Annotated in this window: 23 protein-coding genes; 15 read left to right on the plus strand and 8 right to left on the minus strand. The window is 63.9% G+C overall.

Annotated features, from left to right (window positions below; genetic code table 11):
- Positions 1–13: 13 nt before the first annotated feature.
- The 4 genes from ACZ41T_RS15895 to ACZ41T_RS15910 all read right to left on the minus strand — a co-directional run bounded on the left by ACZ41T_RS15895 (position 14) and on the right by ACZ41T_RS15910 (position 4,846).
- Entirely contained in the window at positions 14–721 is a 708-nt protein-coding gene (locus ACZ41T_RS15895; protein WP_464923998.1) for an SAM-dependent methyltransferase, read from the minus strand.
- Positions 721–1,311, minus strand: a complete 591-nt coding sequence (locus ACZ41T_RS15900; protein WP_464922321.1) for a Maf family nucleotide pyrophosphatase — start codon at positions 1,309–1,311, stop codon at positions 721–723. The genes ACZ41T_RS15895 and ACZ41T_RS15900 overlap by 1 nt, the downstream gene beginning before the upstream one ends.
- Entirely contained in the window at positions 1,308–3,155 is a 1,848-nt protein-coding gene (gene oadA, locus ACZ41T_RS15905) for a sodium-extruding oxaloacetate decarboxylase subunit alpha (protein ID WP_464922322.1), read from the minus strand. Before oadA ends, ACZ41T_RS15900 begins: the two co-directional genes overlap by 4 nt.
- A gap of 272 nt (positions 3,156–3,427) precedes the next feature.
- A complete protein-coding gene (locus ACZ41T_RS15910) occupies positions 3,428–4,846 on the minus strand; it encodes an acetyl-CoA carboxylase biotin carboxylase subunit (protein ID WP_464922323.1) in 1,419 nt (472 codons plus the stop codon).
- Positions 4,847–4,962: 116 nt separating this feature from the next.
- Here ACZ41T_RS15910 and ACZ41T_RS15915 point away from each other — a divergent pair, with 116 nt between their 5' ends.
- The 15 genes from ACZ41T_RS15915 (at position 4,963) to ACZ41T_RS15985 (ending at position 16,953) form a co-directional block, all read left to right on the plus strand.
- Entirely contained in the window at positions 4,963–5,394 is a 432-nt protein-coding gene (locus tag ACZ41T_RS15915; protein WP_464922324.1) for a YceD family protein, read from the plus strand.
- 46 nt (positions 5,395–5,440) lie between these two features.
- Positions 5,441–5,620 carry a 50S ribosomal protein L32 gene (gene rpmF, locus ACZ41T_RS15920; RefSeq protein ID WP_464922325.1) on the plus strand — a complete coding sequence of 60 codons (180 nt, stop codon included), beginning with the start codon at positions 5,441–5,443 and terminating at the stop codon, positions 5,618–5,620.
- An 85-nt stretch (positions 5,621–5,705) separates the two neighbouring features.
- A complete protein-coding gene (gene plsX, locus ACZ41T_RS15925; RefSeq protein WP_464922326.1) occupies positions 5,706–6,725 on the plus strand; it encodes a phosphate acyltransferase PlsX in 1,020 nt (339 codons plus the stop codon).
- Positions 6,722–7,681 carry a beta-ketoacyl-ACP synthase III gene (locus ACZ41T_RS15930; protein WP_464922327.1) on the plus strand — a complete coding sequence of 320 codons (960 nt, stop codon included), beginning with the start codon at positions 6,722–6,724 and terminating at the stop codon, positions 7,679–7,681. The genes plsX and ACZ41T_RS15930 overlap by 4 nt, the downstream gene beginning before the upstream one ends.
- An 11-nt stretch (positions 7,682–7,692) precedes the next feature.
- A complete protein-coding gene (gene fabD, locus ACZ41T_RS15935) occupies positions 7,693–8,616 on the plus strand; it encodes an ACP S-malonyltransferase (RefSeq protein ID WP_464922328.1) in 924 nt (307 codons plus the stop codon).
- Between the two features lie 9 nt (positions 8,617–8,625).
- Positions 8,626–9,393, plus strand: a complete 768-nt coding sequence (gene fabG / locus ACZ41T_RS15940) for a 3-oxoacyl-ACP reductase FabG (RefSeq protein WP_464922329.1) — start codon at positions 8,626–8,628, stop codon at positions 9,391–9,393.
- A gap of 86 nt (positions 9,394–9,479) precedes the next feature.
- Positions 9,480–9,713 (plus strand): acyl carrier protein, encoded by a 234-nt coding sequence (gene acpP, locus ACZ41T_RS15945; RefSeq protein ID WP_018509429.1) that lies wholly within the window; start codon positions 9,480–9,482, stop codon positions 9,711–9,713.
- A gap of 29 nt (positions 9,714–9,742) precedes the next feature.
- Positions 9,743–10,975, plus strand: coding sequence for a beta-ketoacyl-ACP synthase II (gene fabF, locus ACZ41T_RS15950; RefSeq protein WP_464922330.1), 1,233 nt, complete (start codon positions 9,743–9,745; stop codon positions 10,973–10,975).
- Positions 10,972–12,330: an aminodeoxychorismate synthase component I gene (locus ACZ41T_RS15955; RefSeq protein WP_464922331.1), complete on the plus strand. Its 1,359-nt coding sequence runs from the start codon at positions 10,972–10,974 to the stop codon at positions 12,328–12,330. The genes fabF and ACZ41T_RS15955 overlap by 4 nt, the downstream gene beginning before the upstream one ends.
- Entirely contained in the window at positions 12,327–13,136 is an 810-nt protein-coding gene (pabC, locus tag ACZ41T_RS15960; RefSeq protein ID WP_464922332.1) for an aminodeoxychorismate lyase, read from the plus strand. Before ACZ41T_RS15955 ends, pabC begins: the two co-directional genes overlap by 4 nt.
- Positions 13,120–14,109, plus strand: coding sequence for an endolytic transglycosylase MltG (gene mltG / locus ACZ41T_RS15965; protein WP_464922333.1), 990 nt, complete (start codon positions 13,120–13,122; stop codon positions 14,107–14,109). Before pabC ends, mltG begins: the two co-directional genes overlap by 17 nt.
- Positions 14,106–14,720, plus strand: coding sequence for a dTMP kinase (gene tmk / locus ACZ41T_RS15970; RefSeq protein ID WP_464922334.1), 615 nt, complete (start codon positions 14,106–14,108; stop codon positions 14,718–14,720). The genes mltG and tmk overlap by 4 nt, the downstream gene beginning before the upstream one ends.
- Positions 14,717–15,700: a DNA polymerase III subunit delta' gene (gene holB / locus ACZ41T_RS15975; protein WP_464922335.1), complete on the plus strand. Its 984-nt coding sequence runs from the start codon at positions 14,717–14,719 to the stop codon at positions 15,698–15,700. Before tmk ends, holB begins: the two co-directional genes overlap by 4 nt.
- A 10-nt stretch (positions 15,701–15,710) precedes the next feature.
- Positions 15,711–16,082: a PilZ domain-containing protein gene (locus ACZ41T_RS15980; protein ID WP_464922336.1), complete on the plus strand. Its 372-nt coding sequence runs from the start codon at positions 15,711–15,713 to the stop codon at positions 16,080–16,082.
- 100 nt (positions 16,083–16,182) lie between these two features.
- Positions 16,183–16,953, plus strand: coding sequence for a TatD family hydrolase (locus ACZ41T_RS15985; RefSeq protein WP_464922337.1), 771 nt, complete (start codon positions 16,183–16,185; stop codon positions 16,951–16,953).
- A gap of 35 nt (positions 16,954–16,988) precedes the next feature.
- On the opposite strand, the gene tcdA is transcribed toward ACZ41T_RS15985, so the two are convergent.
- The 4 genes from tcdA to dnaK all read right to left on the minus strand — a co-directional run bounded on the left by tcdA (position 16,989) and on the right by dnaK (position 21,814).
- A complete protein-coding gene (gene tcdA, locus ACZ41T_RS15990) occupies positions 16,989–17,795 on the minus strand; it encodes a tRNA cyclic N6-threonylcarbamoyladenosine(37) synthase TcdA (protein WP_464922338.1) in 807 nt (268 codons plus the stop codon).
- Positions 17,796–18,016: 221 nt separating this feature from the next.
- Positions 18,017–18,520, minus strand: coding sequence for a GlcG/HbpS family heme-binding protein (locus ACZ41T_RS15995; protein ID WP_464922339.1), 504 nt, complete (start codon positions 18,518–18,520; stop codon positions 18,017–18,019).
- Positions 18,521–18,669: 149 nt separating this feature from the next.
- A complete protein-coding gene (gene dnaJ / locus ACZ41T_RS16000; protein ID WP_464922340.1) occupies positions 18,670–19,788 on the minus strand; it encodes a molecular chaperone DnaJ in 1,119 nt (372 codons plus the stop codon).
- 115 nt (positions 19,789–19,903) lie between these two features.
- A complete protein-coding gene (gene dnaK / locus ACZ41T_RS16005) occupies positions 19,904–21,814 on the minus strand; it encodes a molecular chaperone DnaK (protein ID WP_464922341.1) in 1,911 nt (636 codons plus the stop codon).
- Positions 21,815–21,827: the final 13 nt, after the last annotated feature.

Here is a 21,827-nt window from a genome sequence, read left to right on the forward strand (position 1 = left end):
GCAGTTCAGCGGCTTAAATTCCGATTCCGAACACCACCAACCGGTCTTTGACCGCGTCGCTGCGGCCGCGCCAGTTTTTTGCGCTGCGGGTCAGGATCAGCTGGCTTGGCAGGCTGAGGTCGCCGCCGACGCTGATGAAGGTGTCGGGCGCCAGCGTGGTGGCCAGCGCATCCAGCAGGGCTGCGCTGCGATAGGGCGTCTCGATGAAGAGCTGGGTGGCGCGGTCGCGGCGCGCGGTTTTTTCCAGCTCGCGGATGGCTTGGCTGCGCTCGGGTTCCTTGGCAGGAAGATAGCCGTGGAAGGCGAAGCGTTGGCCACCCAGCCCCGAGGCCATCAGTGCCAGCAGGATCGACGACGGGCCGATCAGCGGTACCACCGGAATGTTTTCGCGATGCGCGGCCATCACCAGCGCCGCACCGGGGTCGGCGACGGCAGGACAGCCCGCCTCGGACAGCAGGCCGACGTCGTGCCCGGCCCTGAGCGGCGCCAATAGCGCCGGGATGGCGGGGGCCGGGGTGTGTTCGTTGAGTTCCGCGATCTGCAGCGCCTGGATCGGCTGCGGATGGCCCATGGCTTTCAGGTGTGCGCGTGCGGTTTTGGCGCGTTCGACGACGAAATGATCGAGCTGGCGTGCGACCGCGAGGGTGTCGGGCGGCAGGCAGGTGTCGGGACTGACCGGCCCCAACGGAACCGGGATCAGGTAGAGGGTGGCCACTCGAATTACACCGGACGCCAGGTCAGCACGTCGACGCCTTCGTTCATGAGCATCTCGGTCAACGCCATCAGCGGCAGGCCTATCAGCGCCGTGGGATCGGGGCTGTCCATGCGTTCCATCAGCGCGATGCCGAGCGACTCGCTCTTGGCCGAGCCGGCGCAGTCGTAGGGCGTTTCCTTTTCGAGGTAGGCGGCGATCTGCGGATCGGTGAGTGGGCGGATATGCACCACCGTCGGCACGTCGCGCGTTTGGGTGTGGCCGCTGCGGCTGTTGAGCAGCGTCAGCGCGGTGTGGAACACCATGGTGCGGCCCTGCATTTTTTTCAGCTGCGCGTAGGCATTGTCGAAATTGCCGGGCTTGCCGAGCTGCTCGGAATCGAGCATCAGCACCTGATCGGATCCGATGATCAGCGCGTCGGGATAAGTCGTCGCGGCGGCCTGCGCCTTCAGCACCGACAGGCGCAGCGCGGTGGCCGAGGGCGTCTCGCCCGGCAGCGGGGTTTCGTCGACGTCGGGCGAAAGGATTTCAAACGGCAGATGCAGGCGCGACAGCAGTTCGCGCCGGTAGCGCGAAGTCGAAGCCAGGATGAGCCTCATTCCGGCTGGATCTCGACCAGCGCCATATCGGGCGTTACCGCGTCGCTTTTCTTGGCAAAGATGCTGATGACGACGCCGGCGATCGGTGCCTGCACTTCGTTCTCCATTTTCATCGCCTCGATCACCAGCACGCCGTCGCCGGCCTTGACCGTCTGACCGATGCTCACCAGCACGTCGACGACGGTGCCGGGCATGGCGGCGGTAACGTGGCCGGGATGACTGGCGCGCGGCTTCTGGCCGGGTGCGGCGGGCGCCGCAGCGGCCTTGCGCGGGGCGCTGTCGCCGCCCGTTTCGATGGCGACCTCGTTCAGCGATTCGACCAGCACTTCTTCCGTGACACCGTCGACCGACACGAAATAGGGCCGCTGGGTGGAATCGCTGCGGCCGCTGCCTGACAGCTTGATGTGGTAGGTCTCGCCGTGCAGCGTGATTTTGAATTCGTCGGCGGCGTAGCGCGGACCGTTGTCCTGTTGCGCCGTGGCAGGCGGCAGCAGTTGTTCGGGCTTGAGGCTCCCGGCAGCGCGTTCCTGCAGCCAGGCCTTGCCGATTTCAGGGAACATGGCGTAGGTCAGCACGTCCTCGTCGGACTTGGCCAGGCCCTCGATTTCGCCGCGCAGCTTGTCGAGTTCGTCGCCCAGCAGGTCGGCCGGGCGGCAGGTGGTGACGTCGAGATCGCCGATCGCTATTTTCCGCACCTCCTCGTTGATGTGCCCCGGCGCCCGGCCGTAGCGGCCCTGCAGGTAGAGCTTCACCTCGTTGGTGACCGACTTGTAGCGCGCGCCGGTGAGCACGTTGAGCGCGGCCTGGGTGCCGACGATCTGCGAGGTCGGCGTCACCAGCGGTGGGTAGCCGAGGTCTTCGCGCACGCGCGGGATTTCCTCGAGCACGGCGTCCATGCTGTCGAGCGCGCCTTGCTCCTTCAACTGGTTGGCGAGGTTGGAAATCATTCCGCCCGGCACCTGGTTGATCAGCACGCGGGTGTCGGTGCCGGTGAAGGCGGACTCGAACTGCCAGTATTTCTTGCGCACCTCCTTGAAATAGGCCGAAATCTCCTCGATCAGCGGCAGCGACAGGCCGGTATCGTATTCGGTGCCGGCGAGTGCGGCGACCATGCTCTGCGTGGTGGGGTGGCTGGCGCCTTCGGCAAACGCGCCGACGCAGGTGTCGATGATGGTGGCGCCGGCTTCCACCGCCTTCAGGTGGGTCATGTGCGCCAGTCCCGAGGTGGCGTGGCTGTGGGTGTGGATCGGCAGGTTGGTGGCTTCGCGGATCGCGCATACCAGTTCGTACGCCGTGTAGGGCGTGAGCAGCCCCGCCATGTCCTTGATCGCGATGGTGTCGCAGCCCATTTCCGCCAGGCCGCGGGCGAGCTCGACGAAGTGGGGGACGTCGTGCACCGGGCTGGTGGTGTAGCAGACCGTGCCTTCGGCGTGCTTGCCGGCGGCTTTCACCGTCTCGATCGACACGCGCAGGTTGCGCAGGTCGTTCATGGCGTCGAACACGCGGAACACGTCGATGCCGTTGTCGGCGGATTTCTGCACGAAGGCGCGCACCACGTCGTCGGAATAGTTGCGGTAGCCGAGCAGGTTCTGCCCGCGCAGCAGCATCTGGAGCGGCGTGTTGGGCAGCGCTTTCCTGAGTTTGCGCAGGCGCTCCCACGGGTCTTCGCGCAAAAAGCGCACGCAGGCGTCGAAGGTGGCGCCGCCCCAGGCTTCCAGCGACCAGAAGCCGGCCGCATCGAGCTTGCTGCAGATCGGCAGCATGTCGGCGGTCTGCATGCGGGTGGCGATGAGCGACTGGTGGCCGTCGCGCAGGACGAGGTCGGTGATGTGTACTTTGGCCATGGTTAGGGCGTGTCAACCTTCATTTCACGTCTGCGACGGGGGCAATTTGGGATGCAGCCCGCGAAGCAAGACGCGAAGTGGTGCAAGTCACCATGAGTGGCTTGCGACAAAGGGGGGCGCCCAAATCGCCCCCGTCCCGGAGGGTTGCTGCGAGAAAAGCGCGTCTGCGGCGTTGCAAGGTTTGTGAATGGAATGACCATTCGCTGCACCTTGCGCCTGGCATCCATCGCTTTTTCGCGGCAACGCAGGCGTGAAATGAAGATTGCCACGCCCTATAATCCCTGGTGCGCCGCAATGGCGGCCGCAATGGCGGCTGCGATCACTTCCGGCGGTTTCTTTTCGGTGTACTGGGTGAGTTCCGGGTGCTCGTCGACAAAGCTGGTGTTGAAGCGCCCGCTGCGAAATTCGGGGTTCTTGAGGATTTCCTGGTAATAGGGAATCGTCGTTTTCACGCCATACACCAGCATATCGTCGAGTGCGCGGCGCCCGCGTGCGATGGTCGCCTCCCAATTCAGATTCCATACGCTGAGCTTGGCGCACATGGAATCGAAGTAGGGCGGAATCACGTAATCGGTGTAAATCGCCGCGTCCACGCGCACGCCGGGACCGCCCGGCGAATAGTAGCGGGTGATGCGGCCGAGGCTGGGCAGAAACTCGTTTTTCGGGTCTTCGGCGTTGATGCGGAATTCGATGGCATAGCCGCGATGCCTGATCTCGTCCTGCCTGTATTGCAGCGGCAGGCCGGACGCGATGCGGATCTGTTCCTGCACGATGTCGACGCCGGTGATGGTCTCGGTGATGGGATGCTCGACCTGCAGCCGGGTGTTCATTTCCATGAAATAGAACTGGTTGTCCTGGTCGAGCAGGAATTCGACCGTTCCGGCATTGACGTAGCTCACCGCCTTGGCGGCGCGCACCGCCAGCTTGCCGATGTATTGCCGCTGCGCCTCGGTCAATTGCGGGCTCGGTGCGATTTCGATCAGTTTCTGGTTGCGGCGCTGGATCGAGCAGTCGCGCTCGAACAGGTGGATCACGTTGCCCTGGGTGTCGCCCAGGATCTGTACCTCGATGTGCTTGGGCCGCACCACGCATTTTTCGACGAAGACCTCGGGCTTGCCGAAGGCCTTGCTGGCTTCCGACACCACGCGGTCGTAGTTTTTCAGCAGTTCTTCCTCGTTGTCGCAGCGGCGGATGCCGCGCCCGCCGCCGCCGTTGGTGGCCTTGAGCATCACCGGATAGCCGAACTTGCCGGCCAGCGCTCGCGCTTCCTCGACGTTTTCCAGGTTGTGGTCGGAGCCGGGGATCACCGGAATGCCGGCGGCGATCATCGCATTGCGCGCCTGGATCTTGTCGCCCATGCGGCGGATCACCTCGGGCGAGGGGCCGATGAAGCGGATGCCGCGGCGCGCGCAAATGGCGGCGAGGTCGGGGTTCTCGGAGAGAAAGCCGTAGCCCGGATGCAGCGCGTCGCAGCCCGAAGCGGCCGCCAGGTTGACCAGCGTGTGCGCGTTCAGATAGCCGAGAATGGGATCCTTGCCGATATGGTAAGCCTCGTCGGCTTTCTTCACGTGGAGCGCGTGGCGGTCGGCGTCGGTGTAGATGGCGACCGACTTGATGCCCAGTTCGGCACAGGCGCGCACGATGCGAACGGCGATCTCACCGCGGTTGGCGACTAGAATTTTCTTGAGCATGGGCTTGCCTGACGTTGGGAAGGCTGGGGTTTCTTTGACAAAAAGAACGCGAAATCATATCATTGCTGGCTAATGTTGCTGGCCATGTTTACGAGTGCGTCATGTTTAAATCTGTCATGCTTCAGCCAATCGAGGTCGATCCATGGCGTTTTTGCAGGGATGGACAGTCGTGGGAAACCCGGTCCGATGTGGCTGCGTTTCCGCGTCTGGCCCATGAATTTACGCAAGGCACGCTGTTCTGTCGAGTCGTCGGACGCGTGGATCAGCGGGGCAGCCTGTCCCTGCAGTCGATGGTCAGCGGCGAAGTGGAATTGCCCTGCCAGCGCTGTCTGGGCAGCATGCCGTATAAGGTTGATGTCGAACGCACGCTGTATCTGGCGCGCAACGAGGCCGAGATGGAACGACTGGATGCGTTGCCGGACAGCGACGCAATCCAGGCCGGTGAAGTCTTGAATCTTGTCGATCTGGTTGAGGATGAAGTGTTGTTGAGCCTGCCGCTGGCGGCCATGCACGCAGAAGGTGAATGCCCCGTCCCTGGGGTGAAGTAGTTTTTAATGCGCCCGCTTGGGTGTAACCGAATTTAAGGAGCAAGAAATGGCAGTCCAGCAGAACAAAAAATCCCCGTCCAAGCGCGGCATGCACCGCTCGCACGACTTTTTGGCAAGCCCGCAGCTGGCTGTCGAGCCGACCACGGGTGAAGTGCATATGCGTCACCATATCAGCCCCAGCGGCTTTTATCGTGGCCGCAAGGTCGTCAAGGCAAAAGGCGAATAATTTCCCGACGCGCCATGGCGTGGTTTACGCTGGGGTTTGATGGCTCCGGCCTGGCGCATTCAACCCGGCTAACGATTCCGGCTGCATGAGAACCATCACCGTCGCCATTGACGTCATGGGGGGCGACCACGGCCCCCATGTCACGGTTCCGGCGACGATCAGCTGTCTTGCGCGTCATCCCGACATGAACGTGATTCTGGTCGGGCCGCAGGACATTATCGCGGCCGAACTCAAGGCGCGTCGTGCCAAGACCGGTCCGCGCCTTATCGTGCGCCACGCCAGCCAGGTGGTGGCGATGGACGAGGCGCCCGCGCTGGCGCTGCGTGGCAAAAAGGATTCCTCGATGCGGGTGGCCATCGATCTCGTCAAGTCCGGCGAGGCCGATGCCTGCGTGTCGGCCGGCAACACCGGCGCCCTGATGGCAACCGCGCGTTTCGTCCTGAAGACTCTCCCCGGCATCGACCGCCCCGCCATTGCCGGCGTGATGCCGACGGTCAAGGGGCACGCGCTGGTGCTGGACATGGGGGCGAACGTCGACTGCACGGCTGAGAATCTGCTGCAGTTCGGCATCATGGGCGCGATGCTGGTGTCGGCGGTGGAGCACATCCCGAATCCGAGCGTCGGTCTGCTGAACATCGGCGAGGAAGCCATCAAGGGCAATGAAATGGTCAAACGTGCCGGCGAACTGCTGCGCGACAGTCACCTGAACTTCTACGGCAACGTCGAAGGTGACGACATCTTCAAGGGCACCACCGACGTGGTGGTCTGCGACGGTTTTGTCGGCAATGTCACCCTGAAAGCCTCTGAAGGGCTGGCCAAGATGGTTTCCACTACGCTGCGTGCCGAGTTCAAGCGCAACGGACTGACCCGCATCGCAGGGCTGATTGCGTTACCGGTGCTGAATGCCTTCAAGCGGCGGCTCGACCCGCGCCGCTACAACGGCGCCACGCTGCTGGGCCTGAAAGGCGTGGTGGTGAAAAGCCATGGCTCGGCCGATTCCTTCGCATTCGAACACGCCATCGAAACCGCCAGCGATGAAGTCCGCAACAACGTGCTGAAACGTATTACCGACCAGATCCAACTCCTGCAACGGGTGGCCGCTTGACCTATTCCCGCATTCTTGGCACCGGCAGCTACCTGCCGGCGCGCATCCTCACCAACGCCGACCTCGAAAAGCTGATCGATACGAACGACCAATGGATCGTCGATCGTACCGGTATCCGCGAACGCCATATTGCCGCCGAGGGCGAATTCACCAGCGACCTGGCAGTGCAGGCGGCACGCGCCGCACTCGACGCAGCGGGGCTGGCGGCGGATGACATCGATCTGCTGCTGGTCGCCACCACCACGCCCGACCTGGTTTTTCCCAGCACCGCCTGCATCGTGCAGTCCAAGCTTGGCATGACCAACGGCAAACCGGCGTTCGACCTGCAGGCGGTGTGCAGCGGCTTTATCTACGCCCTGAGCGTGGCCGACCAGTTCATCAAGACCGGTGCCGCCAGACACGTGCTGGTGATCGGTGCGGAAACCCTGTCGCGCATCACCGACTGGAACGACCGCGGCAACTGCATCCTGTGGGGCGACGGCGCGGGTGCGGTGGTGGTGGGCGCATCGACCGAGCCGGGTATCATCGCCACCCACATTCATGCCGATGGCCGCCACAAGGAATTGCTGCGCACCACCACAGGCCCTTCGACCGGCATGAAGGAGCCTCCGCTGATGCGGATGGAAGGCAACCCCGTGTTCAAGATGGCAGTCAACACGCTCGATCGCATCGTCGACGAAACGCTGGAAGCCAACGGCCTGCAGAAATCCGATATCGACTGGCTGGTGCCGCACCAGGCCAATATCCGCATCATTTCCGCCACCGCGAAAAAACTCGGCATGAGCATGGACAACGTCGTCACCACCGTGGCCAGCCATGGCAACACCTCGGCCGCCTCGGTGCCGCTGGCATTCGATGTGGCGGTGCGCGACGGCCGCATCCAGCGTGGCCAGACGGTGCTGATGGAAGCCTTTGGCGGCGGTTTTACCTGGGGCTCCGCGCTCCTCAAATACTAGAAAGACCTTTGATGAAGCTTGCTTTCGTTTTCCCCGGGCAGGGCTCGCAATCGGTCGGCATGATGGCCGGGTGGGGCGACCGCGCCGAAGTGCGCGCCACCTTTGCAGAAGCGTCCGACGCGCTCGGCCAGGACCTGTGGGCGCTGGTCGTCGACGGCCCGGCCGATCTGCTCAACCAGACGGTCAATACCCAGCCCGCCATGCTGGCGGCCGATGTCGCCGTCTGGCGCGTGTGGCAGGCCGCAGGCGGCGCAACGCCGGCGCTGCTGGCAGGACACAGCCTCGGCGAATATGCCGCGCTGGTGGCCGCCGGGGCGCTGGGCTTTGCCGATGCAATCAGGCTGGTGCGCTTCCGCGCCGAGGCGATGCAGGCGGCGGTGCCCGAAGGTATCGGCGCCATGGCGGCGATCCTGGGCCTGGACGACGATACCGTGCGCGCTGTCTGCAGTGAGGCCGCTGCCGGCGAAGTGGTCGAGGCGGTGAATCTGAACTCGCCCGGTCAGGTGGTGATCGCAGGCAACAAGGCCGCGGTCGAGCGCGCGATGGTGCTGGCGAAGGAAAAAGGCGCCAAACGCGCGCTGCTGCTGCCGGTTTCCGTGCCGTCGCACTCGTCGCTGATGCTGCCGGCCGCCGAAAAGCTGCTGACGCATCTGCAGAGCGTGGCGATCGCTGCCCCCGCGATTCCCGTGCTGCACAACACCGATGTGCAAAGCCATGCCGAGCCCGACGCGATCCGTGCCGCGCTGGCGAAACAATTGCACACGCCGGTGCGCTGGGTCGAGACCGTGCAGGCGCTGAAAGCCGCCGGCATCGGGCGCGTGATCGAGTGCGGCCCCGGCAAGGTGCTGGCGGGCCTCAATAAGCGTATCGACGACAGCCTGCCCGCCGTGGCGCTGGTGGATGAAGCGAGCCTCGCGGCCGCACTCAGCCAATAAGGAGACATCATGCAAGGACGCCTCGCGCCTGGCGCGAATCTTGAAGGGCAGGTGGCGTTAGTGACCGGCGCCAGTCGTGGAATCGGCCAGGCGATCGCGCTGGCGCTCGGCCAGGCGGGCGCCACCGTAGTCGGCACCGCCACCAGCGACAAGGGCGCGCAGGCGATCGGCGATTACCTTGCCGCGGCCGATATCAAGGGCAGCGGCATGAAGCTCAACGTCACCGACGCGACCGAGGTCGACACGGTCATCGCCGCGATTACTGCGCAGTTCGGCGACATCGGCATCCTGGTCAACAACGCCGGCATCACCCGCGACAACCTCTTGATGCGGATGAAGGACGAGGAGTGGGACGACATCCTGGCGACCAACCTCACTTCGGTGTTTCGTCTCTCGCGTGCGGTGCTGCGCGCAATGATGAAGGCGCGTGCAGGGCGCATCATTTCCATCGCTTCGGTGGTGGGCGCGATGGGCAACGCCGGGCAGACCAACTACAGTGCCGCCAAGGCCGGCATCATGGGCTTCACCAAGTCGCTGGCGCGCGAGGTCGGCAGCCGCAACATCACGGTCAACTGCGTGGCGCCGGGCTTCATCGACACCGATATGACGCGCGCACTGCCCGATGCGCAGCGGCAGGCGCTGCTCGCCCACATCCCGCTGGGACGGCTGGGCACGGCGGAAGACATCGCGCAGGCCGTCGCGTTTCTGGCGTCGCCCGCTGCAGGTTATATTTCCGGCACCACCCTGCATGTCAACGGCGGAATGTACATGGCATAGCCGCCAAACAAAGTTTGGTAGAATCGCGAAGTTTTAATTTTCCGGGCTTCAATTTGTTGGAGCCTAATTTCAAGAGAGGATCAGTAATGGAAAACGTACAGCGTGTAATTAAAGTCGTCGCCGAGCAACTGGGCGTCAATGAGGCGGACATCAAGAACGAGTCTTCCTTCGTCGGTGACCTGGGCGCTGACTCGCTCGATACGGTCGAACTGGTGATGGCGCTGGAAGAAGAATTCGGCTGCGAGATTCCCGACGAGGACGCAGAAAAGATCACCACCGTCCAGCAGGCGATTGATTACGTCAACAGCCATTCGAGCTGATCGTTCACCCCAGTCAAGAGGTCTGCGTCTTGTCCAAACGTCGCGTCGTCGTCACCGGGCTGGGGATCGTCTCCCCGGTCGGTAACACCATTCCTGAAGCCTGGGATAACCTGGTTGCCGGGCGTTCCGGGATTGCCCGGATTACCCGTTTCGACCCTTCACCTTTCACCTCCCAAATAGCGGGTGAGGTCAGGGATTTTGACGTTGCGCACTATCTCAACCCGAAAGAAGCCCGCCGCATGGATGTCTTCATCCAGTTCGGGGTGGCTGCCGGCATTCAGGCGATTCGGGATTCCGGTATCGAAGTTACCGACGCCAACGCCGAGCGCATCGGCATCAATATCGGTTCCGGGATCGGCGGCTTGCCGCTGATCGAGGAGACCCACACCCAGCTGATGGAATCCGGCTCAAGGAAGATTTCCCCCTTCTTCATCCCAGGCTCCATCATCAACATGATTTCCGGCAATCTTTCCATCCTGTACGGGATAAAAGGTCCCAACCTGGCGGTCGTCACCGCCTGCGCCACCGGCCTCCATGCGGTGGGTCTGTCCGCCCGCATGATCGAGCATGGCGACGCCGATGTGATGGTTGCCGGCGGCGCCGAGTGTGCGACGTCGCCGCTGGGTCTGGGGGGCTTCGCCGCGGCACGCGCGCTGTCCACCCGCAACGACGACCCGGCTACTGCCAGCCGTCCGTGGGACAAGGATCGCGATGGCTTCGTGCTGGGCGAAGGCGCCGGCGTGCTGGTGCTCGAAGAGTACGAGCACGCCAAAAAGCGTGGTGCAAAGATATATGCCGAGGTGGTGGGCTTTGGCATGAGCGGCGATGCCTACCATGTGACGTCGCCAAGTACCGACGGTCCCAGGCGTTCGATGCTGAACGCGATGCGCGATGCCGGTGTCAATGCCGATCAGATCGATTACATCAATGCGCACGGCACCTCGACGCCGATGGGCGACAAGAACGAAACCGATGCGATCAAGCTCGCCATGGGGGATGCGGCCTACAGGACGGTGGTCAACTCGACCAAATCGATGACCGGCCACCTGCTGGGCGGCGCCGGCGGTGTCGAGTCGATATTCACCGTGCTGGCAGTGCATCATCAGGTGTCGCCGCCGACCATCAATATCTTCTCGCAAGACCCGGAGTGCGATCTCGATTACTGCGCCAACACCGCGCGCGACCTGAAGATCGACTTTGCGCTCAAGAACAACTTCGGGTTTGGCGGCACCAACGGCTCGCTGGTCTTCAAACGCGTTTGATTTTCGCCGCGGACCGCCTGGCCCCGCCCGAGATTCGGGAATGGCCGTTGCAGCCCGAGCAATCGCGGCCTGATCTGGTCCGGCTTCAGGCGTCCGATCCGCAGCGTTATCCCGGCCTGTTTCTCGGCAGTGGCGATACCGGCTGGGACGTGCTGTTTGCGTTTCCGCAGGACACCACGCACATCGCCGCTGCCGATGGCCTGTGCGGATTGCAGACGCATCCGGCGATGCAGCTTCAGCCGCTCCGCTCTGCCCGATTCGATCATGGTCTGCCGTTTTGCGGCGGCTGGCTGTGCGCGTTCGCGTATGAGCTGGGCGGGCTGTTCGAGCCCAGCGTGGGGCTGGCCGATGATGCCGATTTCCCGCTTGCCTGGCTGACCCGTATCCCGGCTGCGATCCTGTTCGACCGCCACAACGGACGGTGCGTGCTGGTGGCCGAATCCGGCCGGCACGCGCTGATCGACAGCATGGCGCGCGACCTGGCGCAGGCGCTGCCCCCCGTCCCCGCGTTGCCGGCGCTCACCGCGCTGCAGGAGGACGATCCTGCCGCCTTTTTGGCCGGAGTCGCGCGCATCCAGGACTACATCCGTGCCGGCGATGTGTTCCAGGTCAATCTGTCGCGCGGCTGGCAGGCCGAATTCGGCGTTCCGGTTGCGCCTGCATCGCTGTTTACGCGGCTGATGCAGAAAAATCCTGCGCCGTTTTCGGCGCTGCTGCAGAGGGAAGAATGGGCGATCGTGAGCTCGTCGCCCGAACGGCTGGCCCGTCTCGACCCCCGCGGTCGCCTGGAAACGCGGCCGATTGCCGGCACCCATCCCAGAAGCGAAGATGCTGTGGAAGACGCTGCCCTGCGTGCACGCCTGCAGGCGCATCCCAAGGAACGCGCCGAACACGTCATGCTGGTCGACCTCGAGCGTAACGACCTGGGGCGGGTATGCGAACCCGGCAGCGTGAAGGTGGCGGCACTGATGGAAATCGCCAGCTACCGCCACGTGCACCACATCGAGTCAACCGTCTGTGGGCAGTTGCGCGAGGGGATGCGCGTGCTCGATGCCTTGCGCGCGGTGTTTCCGGGCGGCACCATCACCGGCTGTCCCAAGGTGCGCACCATGCAGATCATTCATGAACTGGAGCAGACGCCGCGCCGCAGCTATACCGGCAGTGTCGGCTACATCAACCGCGACGGCAGCTTCGATTTCAACATCCTGATCCGCAGCTTCCTGTTGCGCGGACGCGCGCTGAGCTTCCGCGCCGGCGCCGGCATCGTGGCCGACTCCGTCGCCGCGCGCGAACTCGACGAAACCCGCGCCAAGGCCCGCGGCCTGCTGCGCGCGCTTGAACCTGAACCCGCATGATCCTGGTCAACGGCCAGCCTGCAGAGACCGTGAACGTGCTGGATCGCGGTCTGGCCTACGGCGACGGTGTTTTCCGCACGCTGCGTACGCGGGCCGGCCAGCCGTTGTGGTGGCGCGACCATTACGCCAAGCTGGCGGCCGACTGTGCGGCGCTGGCACTGGCTTGCCCCGACGAAGCCGGATTGCGCGGCGAGATCTGTCGGGTGGCTGCGGCAGGGGAAGGCGTCGCCAAGATCGTGCTTACGCGCGGAACGGGGGCACGCGGCTATGCGCCGCCGCAAGATCCGGCCTGCACCCGCATCGTGCTGTCCGCGGCGCTGCCGCCGCATGCACAGCCCGATTCGCCTGCTGGTATCACGGCGCGCTGGTGCAGCCTGCGTTTGGCGCGGCAGCCGCGGTTGGCCGGAATCAAGCACCTGAACCGGCTGGAGAACGTGCTGGCGCGGGCGGAATGGGACGATCCGGCGATTTTCGAGGGACTGTTGTGCGATGACAGCGGCGCGGTGATCGGCGGCGTGATGAGCAATCTCCTGATTGCGAAGGCAGACGAACTGTTCACCCCGGATCTGAGTCAGAGCGGGGTGGCCGGCGTGGCCAGGGCGCGGCTGCTGCGTGCCCTGGCGCGTCGCGGCATCCCCGCCCATATCGCCCGCTTGTCGCCAGACGCTATACTCGCTGCCGATGAAGTGATGATCTGCAACAGCATCATCGGGGTGCGCCGCGTGGCCCGCCTGGATGACGTGACCTGGTTGCCCGCGGGCTGGACCGATACTTTGAAAACCGTCCTGGATGATGAAGTCGATTAAGCGATTGTTCGTGCTTGCCGTGCTGGCCATACTGCTGCTGGCCGGCGGATTGGCCTGGTACGCCAACCAGCCCCTGCGCATCGAGTCCTTGCCGAAGACCATCAACGTGGTACCCGGCACCCATTTGCGGAGCTTGAGCGCGATGCTGGAGCGCGAAGGCGTGATCGGCAACGCGCAGGTATTCTGGCTGCTCGGCCGCGTGCTCGGCAAGGCGGGGACGCTCAAGGTCGGCGTGTATACGCTCGACAGGCCGCTGACGCCGCTGGAGCTCTACGGCAAGATCCAGCACGGCGACGTCTCGCAGGCCATCGTCCAGTTCATCGAAGGCTGGAATTGGCGCGAGGTGCGCGCAGTCCTTGCCGCGCAGCCGTTGTTGAAGCACGACAGCGCCGGCATGAGCGATGCCGAGCTGCTGCAGGCGATCGGCGCCGAACAAAGTCATCCCGAAGGCCTTTTCTTTCCCGACACCTATTCCTACGCACCGCATTCGTCCGATCTCAACGTGCTGCGCCACGCTTATCGCCTGCAGCGGGAAAAGCTCATGGCCGCCTGGGAAACCCGTGCAGCGGGGCTGCCGTATCGCACCCCGTATGAAGCGCTCGTCATGGCGTCGATCGTGGAAAAGGAAACCGGCGCGGCATTCGAGCGTCCGACAATTGCCGGGGTATTCATCAACCGGCTCCGGCTGGGAATGCGCCTGCAGACCGATCCCACCGTGATCTACGGACTGGGCGAGCGCTTCGACGGCAACCTCCGCCGTATCGATCTGCAAACCGACACGCCCTACAACACCTACACCCGCATCGGCCTGCCGCCGACGCCGATTGCGATGCCCAGCGAGGCGGCGATCCAGGCTGCGCTCAACCCCGCCAAAACCGATGCCCTGTATTTCGTCTCGCGCAATGACGGCACGCATACATTTTCCCGCAACCTCGACGCGCACAACCGCGCAGTGAACCGCTACCAGCGATGACAGCATCCGGCAAATTCATCACCCTCGAAGGCGTCGACGGCGCCGGCAAGAGCACCCATCTGGATTTCGTCGCCGGCTGGCTGCGCCGGCAGGGCCGCGAGGTCATCGTCACCCGCGAGCCCGGCGGCACCCCGCTCGGCGAAACCCTGCGCGAACTTCTGCTGCACCAGGAGATGGACGCCGACACCGAGCTGCTGCTGATGTTCGCCGCGCGCCAGGAGCACCTGGCGCGTCTGATCCTGCCGACGCTGGCGCGCGGCGCGTGGGTGGTGTCCGACCGCTTCACCGATGCCAGCTATGCCTACCAGTGCGGCGGGCGCGGCATCGCCGCGGAACGCATCGCCGCGCTGGAAGCCTGGGTGCAGCGCGGCTTCCAGCCTGACCTCACCCTGCTGTTCGACGTGCCGCCGGCGGTGGCGGAGGCGCGCCGCTCGGCCGCACGCACCGCCGACCGTTTCGAGCGCGAGGCCGACAGCTTTTTCAGCCGCGTGCGCAACGCCTACCTCGAGCGCGCACAGGCCAACCCCGGCCGCATTCGCGTACTGGATGCGCGGCACAGTATCGCCGAATTGCAGACCGAAATCGGCCAGCTGTTGCAGGGGCTGGCGTGAGCGCTCCGTATCCCTGGCTGGAGGTGCCCTGGCAGCGCTTGCTGGCGGGCCGTGGACATCCCGCTCAGGCCCTGTTGCTGACCGGGCCACGCGGGGTGGGCAAGGGCGCTCTGGCGCTGGCGTGGGCGCAGGCCTTGCTGTGCGAAGCGCCGCTTGCCGACGGCGCGGCCTGTGGTACGTGCCCCGCCTGCCACTGGTTCGACACTGGCGGGCATCCGGATTTTCGGCTGGTCACCCTGCAGGAGAAAACCGGCAAGGAAGGCGAGACCCGGATGGCCACCGCCATCGAGGTCGATCAGGCGCGCGAGGCGGTCGATTACGTCCAGTTTTCCACCTACCGCGCGGGGCTTCGGGTAGTGCTGGTCAACCCGGCCGATAGCCTCAACCCGGCGGCCGCCAATGCCCTGTTAAAGGTATTGGAGGAACCGCCGTTAAATACGGTGTTCGTGCTGGTCTCGGATCAACCGCGACGGCTGCTGCCAACCATCCGCAGCCGCTGCACCCGGCTCGACATCGGCCTGCCGCCAATCGATCAGGCGGCGCAGTGGCTGGCAGGGCAGGGTGTGGACGATGCGAAGAACCTGCTGGCGCTTTCCGGCGGCACGCCGCTCGACGCGCAGCGCTGGGTCGACAGCGGCGAGCTGGATGAACGCCGTAGCGTGCTGGAAGGCCTGTCGCGTCCCGACCTGCTTGATCCGGTGACGCTGGGTGACCGCTTCAAAACGGTCGGTCCGCAGACCTGGCACAACGTGGCATACAAGTGGCTGGGCGATTTGCTGGCGGTCAAGTTGCAGGGCAGCGTACAGTTCAACCATGATTTTTCCGGGGTGCTGATGCGGCTGGGGGAAAAGGCCGATCTGGCAAAGCTGCTGGCACTCGCCAGAATGCAGGCGAACGAAGGCCGGACGCTGGCCCATCCGCTCAACCGCAGCCTGCAGTTGGAAGCCTGGCTGATTCAGTACCGGCATCTGTTTGAATAGAGAGTTGAATATGAATGCAGCAGTCAATGATGTCGCGGCACCCGTCCGGCCCGGCGTGCTTTCCCTGTCGATCAAGGAAAAATCCGCGCTGTTTGCGGCCTACATGCCTTTCATCAAGGGGGGCGGGCTGTTCATTCCCACCAACAAAAGCTACAAGATGGGAGAGGAAGTGTTCATGCTGCTGACGCTGATGGACGACCCCGCCAGGCTGCCGGTGTCGGGCAAGGTGGTGTGGCTGACGCCTTCGGGTGCGCATGGCGGCCGCACCCAGGGCGTGGGCGTGCAGTTCGCCTTCAACGAAAGCGGCAAGGCGGCGCAAAACAAGATTGAAGGTTTTCTCGGCGGTTCGTTAAAATCGGTACGACCCACTCACACCATGTGACAGGTGCAAGGTTCAAGTTTCAAGAGCGGCGCTGAACCTTTCCAAAAGCCAGGGCGCCTTCAAGGGCCTTGCATCTTGTAACTTGAATCTTGTATCTGAAATGTTCGTCGATTCCCACTGCCACATCAATTTCCCCGATCTCGCCAGCAAGTTGCCTGAGGTGTTCGACCTTATGGCGGCCAACCAGGTGAGCCACGCGCTGTGCATTAGCGTGGAACTGGAAAAATTCCCCGAGATCCGCGCGTTGGCCGAGGCGCATCCCAATGTCTACGCCTCGGTCGGTGTCCATCCCGACCATGAAGGCTGCACCGAGCCGACGGTGGCGGAACTGGTCGCGCTGGCCGATCACCCGAAGGTGGTGGCGATCGGCGAGACCGGGCTGGATTATTTCCGGCTCGGCGGCGACCTCGAATGGCAGCGCGAGCGTTTCCGCACCCATATTTGTGCCGCGCGTGCGTGCCAAAAGCCCCTGGTCATCCATACCCGCGCTGCGGCCGACGATACCCTGCGCATCATGCGCGAGGAGCAGGCCGGCAAGGCGGGCGGGGTGATGCACTGCTTTACCGAAAGTCTGGAAGTAGCCGAAGCTGCGATCGAGCAGGGTTTTTACATTTCGTTTTCCGGCATCGTCACCTTCAAGAATGCCAAGGCCCTGCGCGAGGTGGCGGCGGTCATTCCACTGGAGCGCATGCTGATCGAGACCGATTCGCCGTACCTGGCGCCGGCGCCGCATCGCGGACAGACCAACCAGCCCGGCTACGTCAAGCACGTGGCGGAAGAAATCGCGCGGGTGCGCGGCATCACCGCCGAGGCGGTGGGTGACATCACGACGCAGAATTTCTTCCGGTTGTTCAAGTCCGCCCGCCACTGAGGCGTTCAAGCCCCTGCCTGGATCGGGCGAATAGCTTACCCGGCCCGTGCCGCCAGTTTGTTGAGCACGTGCGCCGCTGCCCGCAGACCGAAGCTGGCGGTGACGCACACGGAAGATCCAAAACCGGCGCAATTGAGTCCATGCAGGTGGGCGTCCTCGGGACGTTCGTAGCACACACCGCCCTCGGCACTCGGATAGGTGAGGGATTCGGTGGAATACACGCAGTCGATACCGAATTTTTTACCCGGCTCGCGCGAAAATCCATGCTCGCGGCGCAGGCTGGCGCGCACCTTGGCCAGCAGGGGATCTTCGATGGTGCGGGCGAGATCGGCCAGCTGCACCCGGCCGGGGTCGCTCTGGCCGCCGGCAGCGCCGACGCACACCAGCCTGATGCGCTGGCGGCGGCAGTGGACGATCAGCGCGGTTTTGGCGCGGGCGCTGTCGATGGCATCCACCACGTAGTCGAAACTTTCCGCCAGCAGCCCGGCGACATTCTCGGGCGTGAGAAACTCATCCACGCAGTCGACCTGGCAGCGCGGATTGATCGCATGGATGCGCGCTTTCATGGCCTCGACCTTGGGCTTACCGAGTTCGTGCGTCAGCGCATGGATCTGCCGGTTGATGTTGGACTCGGCCAGATGGTCGGGGTCGATCAGGGTAAGTCGGCCGATGGCGGAGCGCGCCAGCGCCTCTGCGGTCCAGGCCCCGACGCCGCCGATGCCGATGACGCACACATGCGCCCGCTGGAAACGCTCGAAGGCAGTCGCGCCGTAAAGCCGGCGCACGCCGCCAAAACGGCGCTCGAAATCGATCGCGTGTTCGCTGTGGAAGAGGTCAGTCATGAAAGGGGCTGCCGGCTTGTCGTCCGGGGATCGGGGGATCGGCAGGCATCAGGATATCAGGCGGCGGTTGTGGCGCGAATCATACCGTGTCCGCCGCACGGGATTCGATGCACACCATGCCGGCAGGTCTGAAAATGGGACTTGCAAGAGCCAGACAAACCGGGTGGTCTGGGAGCCGGGCCCGCTCGGCGCTGGCTGAAGGAGGTCTCCCAGACGCAGGATCAGAGATCCGCAGTTTCCAGTTCGAACTGGATTGCCTGGATTCCGGCACGGGCACAGGCTTCGTCCTGCTCGCCGGTCGCTGCGCCGGAGATGCCGACTGCGCCGATGATGTTGCCGGCGGCCTCGATCGGCACGCCGCCGGCGGAAAACACCAGACCTTCGACCTTGCCGACCGAGAACGGCTGAGTAAAGCGGTTTTCCATGCTTGAGGTGGCCGCATTGAAATTGACCGCCGTGTAGGCCTTCTGCCGGCTGATCTCCAGGGTGATGCGCGATGCCAGCGTGTCGCGTAGCGTCACCATGGCGTCGCCGCTGCGGTCGACCACGGTTACGCCGATCTGGATGCCCTCCTTGCGGCAGGCCGCCATCGCGGCATGGGCGATTTTTTCCGAAGCCTCGACGGTGAGTCTGGGGATTTTGACGATGACGGGCACCTCTGCCGCGATCGCAGGAAAGGTGAACAAAGCGGCGCAGCTCGCCGCGATCAATGAAGGTTTGCGCATGAACCATCTCCTCCTGTTGGTATGTTGATGTGGGAAACACCCTGCATGGCGAGCCGGATGGCAATTCAACTCAACCCGGCCGGGGCATCGGGGGCCATCGCCATACTACCTGTTCCGGGCCGCAAGTGGCCGCAGAACCTGAGGGCTTGCTACTCGAAAAACGCCTTGACCTTGTCCATGAACGACTGCGCGCGCGGGTTATTGTTGCGTCCCGGGCTCAGGCTATCCAGTTCGCGCAGCAATTCCTTCTGGCGCTCGGACAGATTCACCGGTGTTTCGATCTGCATGTGGCACAGCAGGTCGCCAGGGGCATGGCTGCGCACACCCTTGATGCCCTTGCCACGCAGGCGGAACACCTTTCCCGACTGCGTTTCTGCCGGAACCTTGATCTTGGCATGGCCTTCCAGGGTGGGAATTTCAACCTCGCCGCCAAGTGCAGCGGTGGCGAAGCTAATCGGCATTTCGCAATGCAGATCGTCGCCGTCGCGCTTGAATACCGGGTGGTCCTTGAGATGGATCACCACATAGAGGTCGCCCGACGGACCACCGTTGACCCCGGCTTCGCCCTCGCCACCCAGACGAATGCGGTCGCCGCTGTCGACCCCGGCGGGGATCTTCACCGACAGGGTCTTGTGTTTCTTGACGCGGCCTTCGCCATGACAGGCAGTGCAGGGGTCGGCCACCATCTTGCCGGTACCGCCGCAGCGCGGGCAGGTCTGCTGCACCGAGAAAAAGCCCTGCTGGATGCGCACCTGGCCATTCCCGCCGCAGGTGGTGCAGGTGGTCGGCGAGGTACCGGGCTTGGCGCCGCTGCCGTGGCACACGCCACATTCTTCCAGGGAGGGGATGCGAATCTTGGTCTCGGTGCCGCGCGCTGCTTCTTCCAGCCCGATTTCCAGGTTGTAGCGCAGGTCGGCGCCGCGATAGACACGGTCGCGGCGGCCGCCGCCCCCGCCGCCAAAAATATCGCCGAAGATATCGGAAAATGCATCTGAAAATCCGCTCGCTCCTCCGCCATAACCGCCACCCATGCCAGCCTGCTGGTCGACGCCGGCGTGGCCGAACTGGTTGTAGGTGGCGCGCTTGTCGGGATCGGACAGGACCTCGTAGGCCTGTTTGGCTTCCTTGAATTTTTCCTCCGCGCCCTTGTCATCCGGGTTGCGGTCAGGGTGGTGTTTCATGGCCAGCTTGCGGTAGGCCTTCTTGATGTCTTCGTCCGAGGCGTTCTTGGCGACGCCGAGGGTTTCGTAGTAGTCGCGTTTTGACATGGGGCGATAAGTAAAGGGGAAAGGGTAAAGGGGGAAGGGTAAAAGGGAAAAAGGAGACCGGTTTTACCCTTCTCCCTTGAGTGCAGCAGGCGCGGCCCCTTCCCCCTTCACAGATTTACTTGTCCTTCACCTCTTCGAACTCGGCATCGACCACGTTGTCGTCGGCCGAACCAGCGCCGCCACTGGCGGCTTCACCCGGCTGCGCCTGCTCGCCTTGGTACATCTGCTCGGCCAGCTTGTGGCTGGCGGTGGCCAGTGCATTGGTCTTGGCTTCGATGGTGTCCTTGTCGCCTTCGCGCACGGCATCCTCGCATTCCTTCAGCGCAGCCTCGATTGCTGCCTTCTCGTCGGTCGACACCTTGTCGCCATGTTCGGCCAGCGATTTCTTCACCGAGTGGATCATGCTGTCCGCCGCGTTGCGCGCGGTCGCCAGTTCGACCGCCTTGTGGTCCTCGGCAGCATTGGCTTCGGCATCCTTCACCATGCGCTGGATTTCCTCCTCGCTCAGGCCGGAACTGGCCTGGATGCGGATCTTGTTCTCCTTGCCGCTGGCCTTGTCCTTGGCCGACACGTGCAGGATGCCGTTGGCGTCGATGTCGAAGGTGACCTCGATCTGCGGCATGCCGCGCGGCGCGGGCGGGATGTCGGTGAGGTTGAACTGGCCGAGACTCTTGTTGCCGGAAGCGACCTCGCGCTCGCCCTGCAGCACGTGCACCGTTACCGCGCTCTGGTTGTCGTCGGCGGTGGAGAACACCTGCGAGGCCTTGGTCGGGATCGTGGTGTTCTTCGGGATCAGCTTGGTCATCACGCCGCCCAGGGTCTCGATGCCGAGGGAGAGCGGCGTGACGTCGAGCAGCAGCACGTCCTTCACTTCGCCCTGCAGCACGCCGCCCTGGATCGCGGCGCCCACCGCCACCGCTTCGTCCGGGTTGACGTCACGGCGCGGGTCCTTGCCGAAGAAGTCCTTCACCGCGTCCATCACCTTGGGCATGCGGGTCTGGCCGCCGACCAGGATGACGTCGTCGATCTGCGAGGTGGTCAGGCCGGCGTCCTTCAGCGCCATCTTGCACGGCTCGATGGTGCGCTTGATCAGGTCTTCCACCAGGGCCTCGAACTTGGCGCGCGTGATCTTCACTGCCAGGTGCTTGGGACCCGAAGCGTCCGCCGTGATGTAGGGCAGGTTGACTTCGGTCTGCTGCGCAGACGACAGCTCGATCTTGGCCTTTTCAGCGGCCTCCTTCAGGCGCTGCAGCGCGAGCACGTCCTTCTTCAGGTCGACGCCTTGCTCTTTTTTGAATTCTTCCGCGATGTAGTCGATCAGTCGCTGGTCGAAGTCCTCGCCACCGAGAAAAGTGTCGCCGTTGGTCGACAGCACTTCGAACTGGTGTTCGCCGTCCATCTCGGAAATCTCGATGATGGAGACGTCGAAAGTACCGCCGCCAAGGTCATACACCGCGATCTTGCGGTCACCTTCCTTCTTGTCCATGCCGAAGGCGAGTGCGGCCGCAGTCGGCTCGTTGATGATGCGCTTGACTTCCAGGCCGGCGATGCGGCCGGCGTCCTTGGTGGCCTGGCGCTGGCTGTCGTTGAAGTAGGCCGGCACCGTGATGACGGCTTCGGTCACCTCCTCGCCCAGGTAGTCCTCGGCGGTCTTCTTCATCTTGCGCAGGGTTTCGGCCGACACCTGCTGTGCGGACAGTTTCTGGTCGCGCACTTCCACCCAGGCGTCGCCGTTGTCGGCCTTGACGATCTTGTAGGGCATCAGGCCGATGTCCTTCTGCACTTCCTTCTCGTCGAAACGGCGGCCGATCAGGCGCTTCACCGCATACAGGGTGTTCTTCGCGTTGGTGACCGCCTGGCGCTTGGCAGGCGCGCCGACCAGGATTTCACCGTCCTCGGTGTAGGCGACAACGGATGGCGTGGTGCGGGTGCCCTCGGCATTTTCGATCACCTTCGGCTTGCCGTTTTCCATCACCGCCACGCAGGAGTTGGTGGTGCCCAGGTCAATGCCAATAATGCGTCCCATGATGCGTTCCTTT

It is taken from the genome of Thiobacillus thiophilus (genome assembly GCF_055378705.1).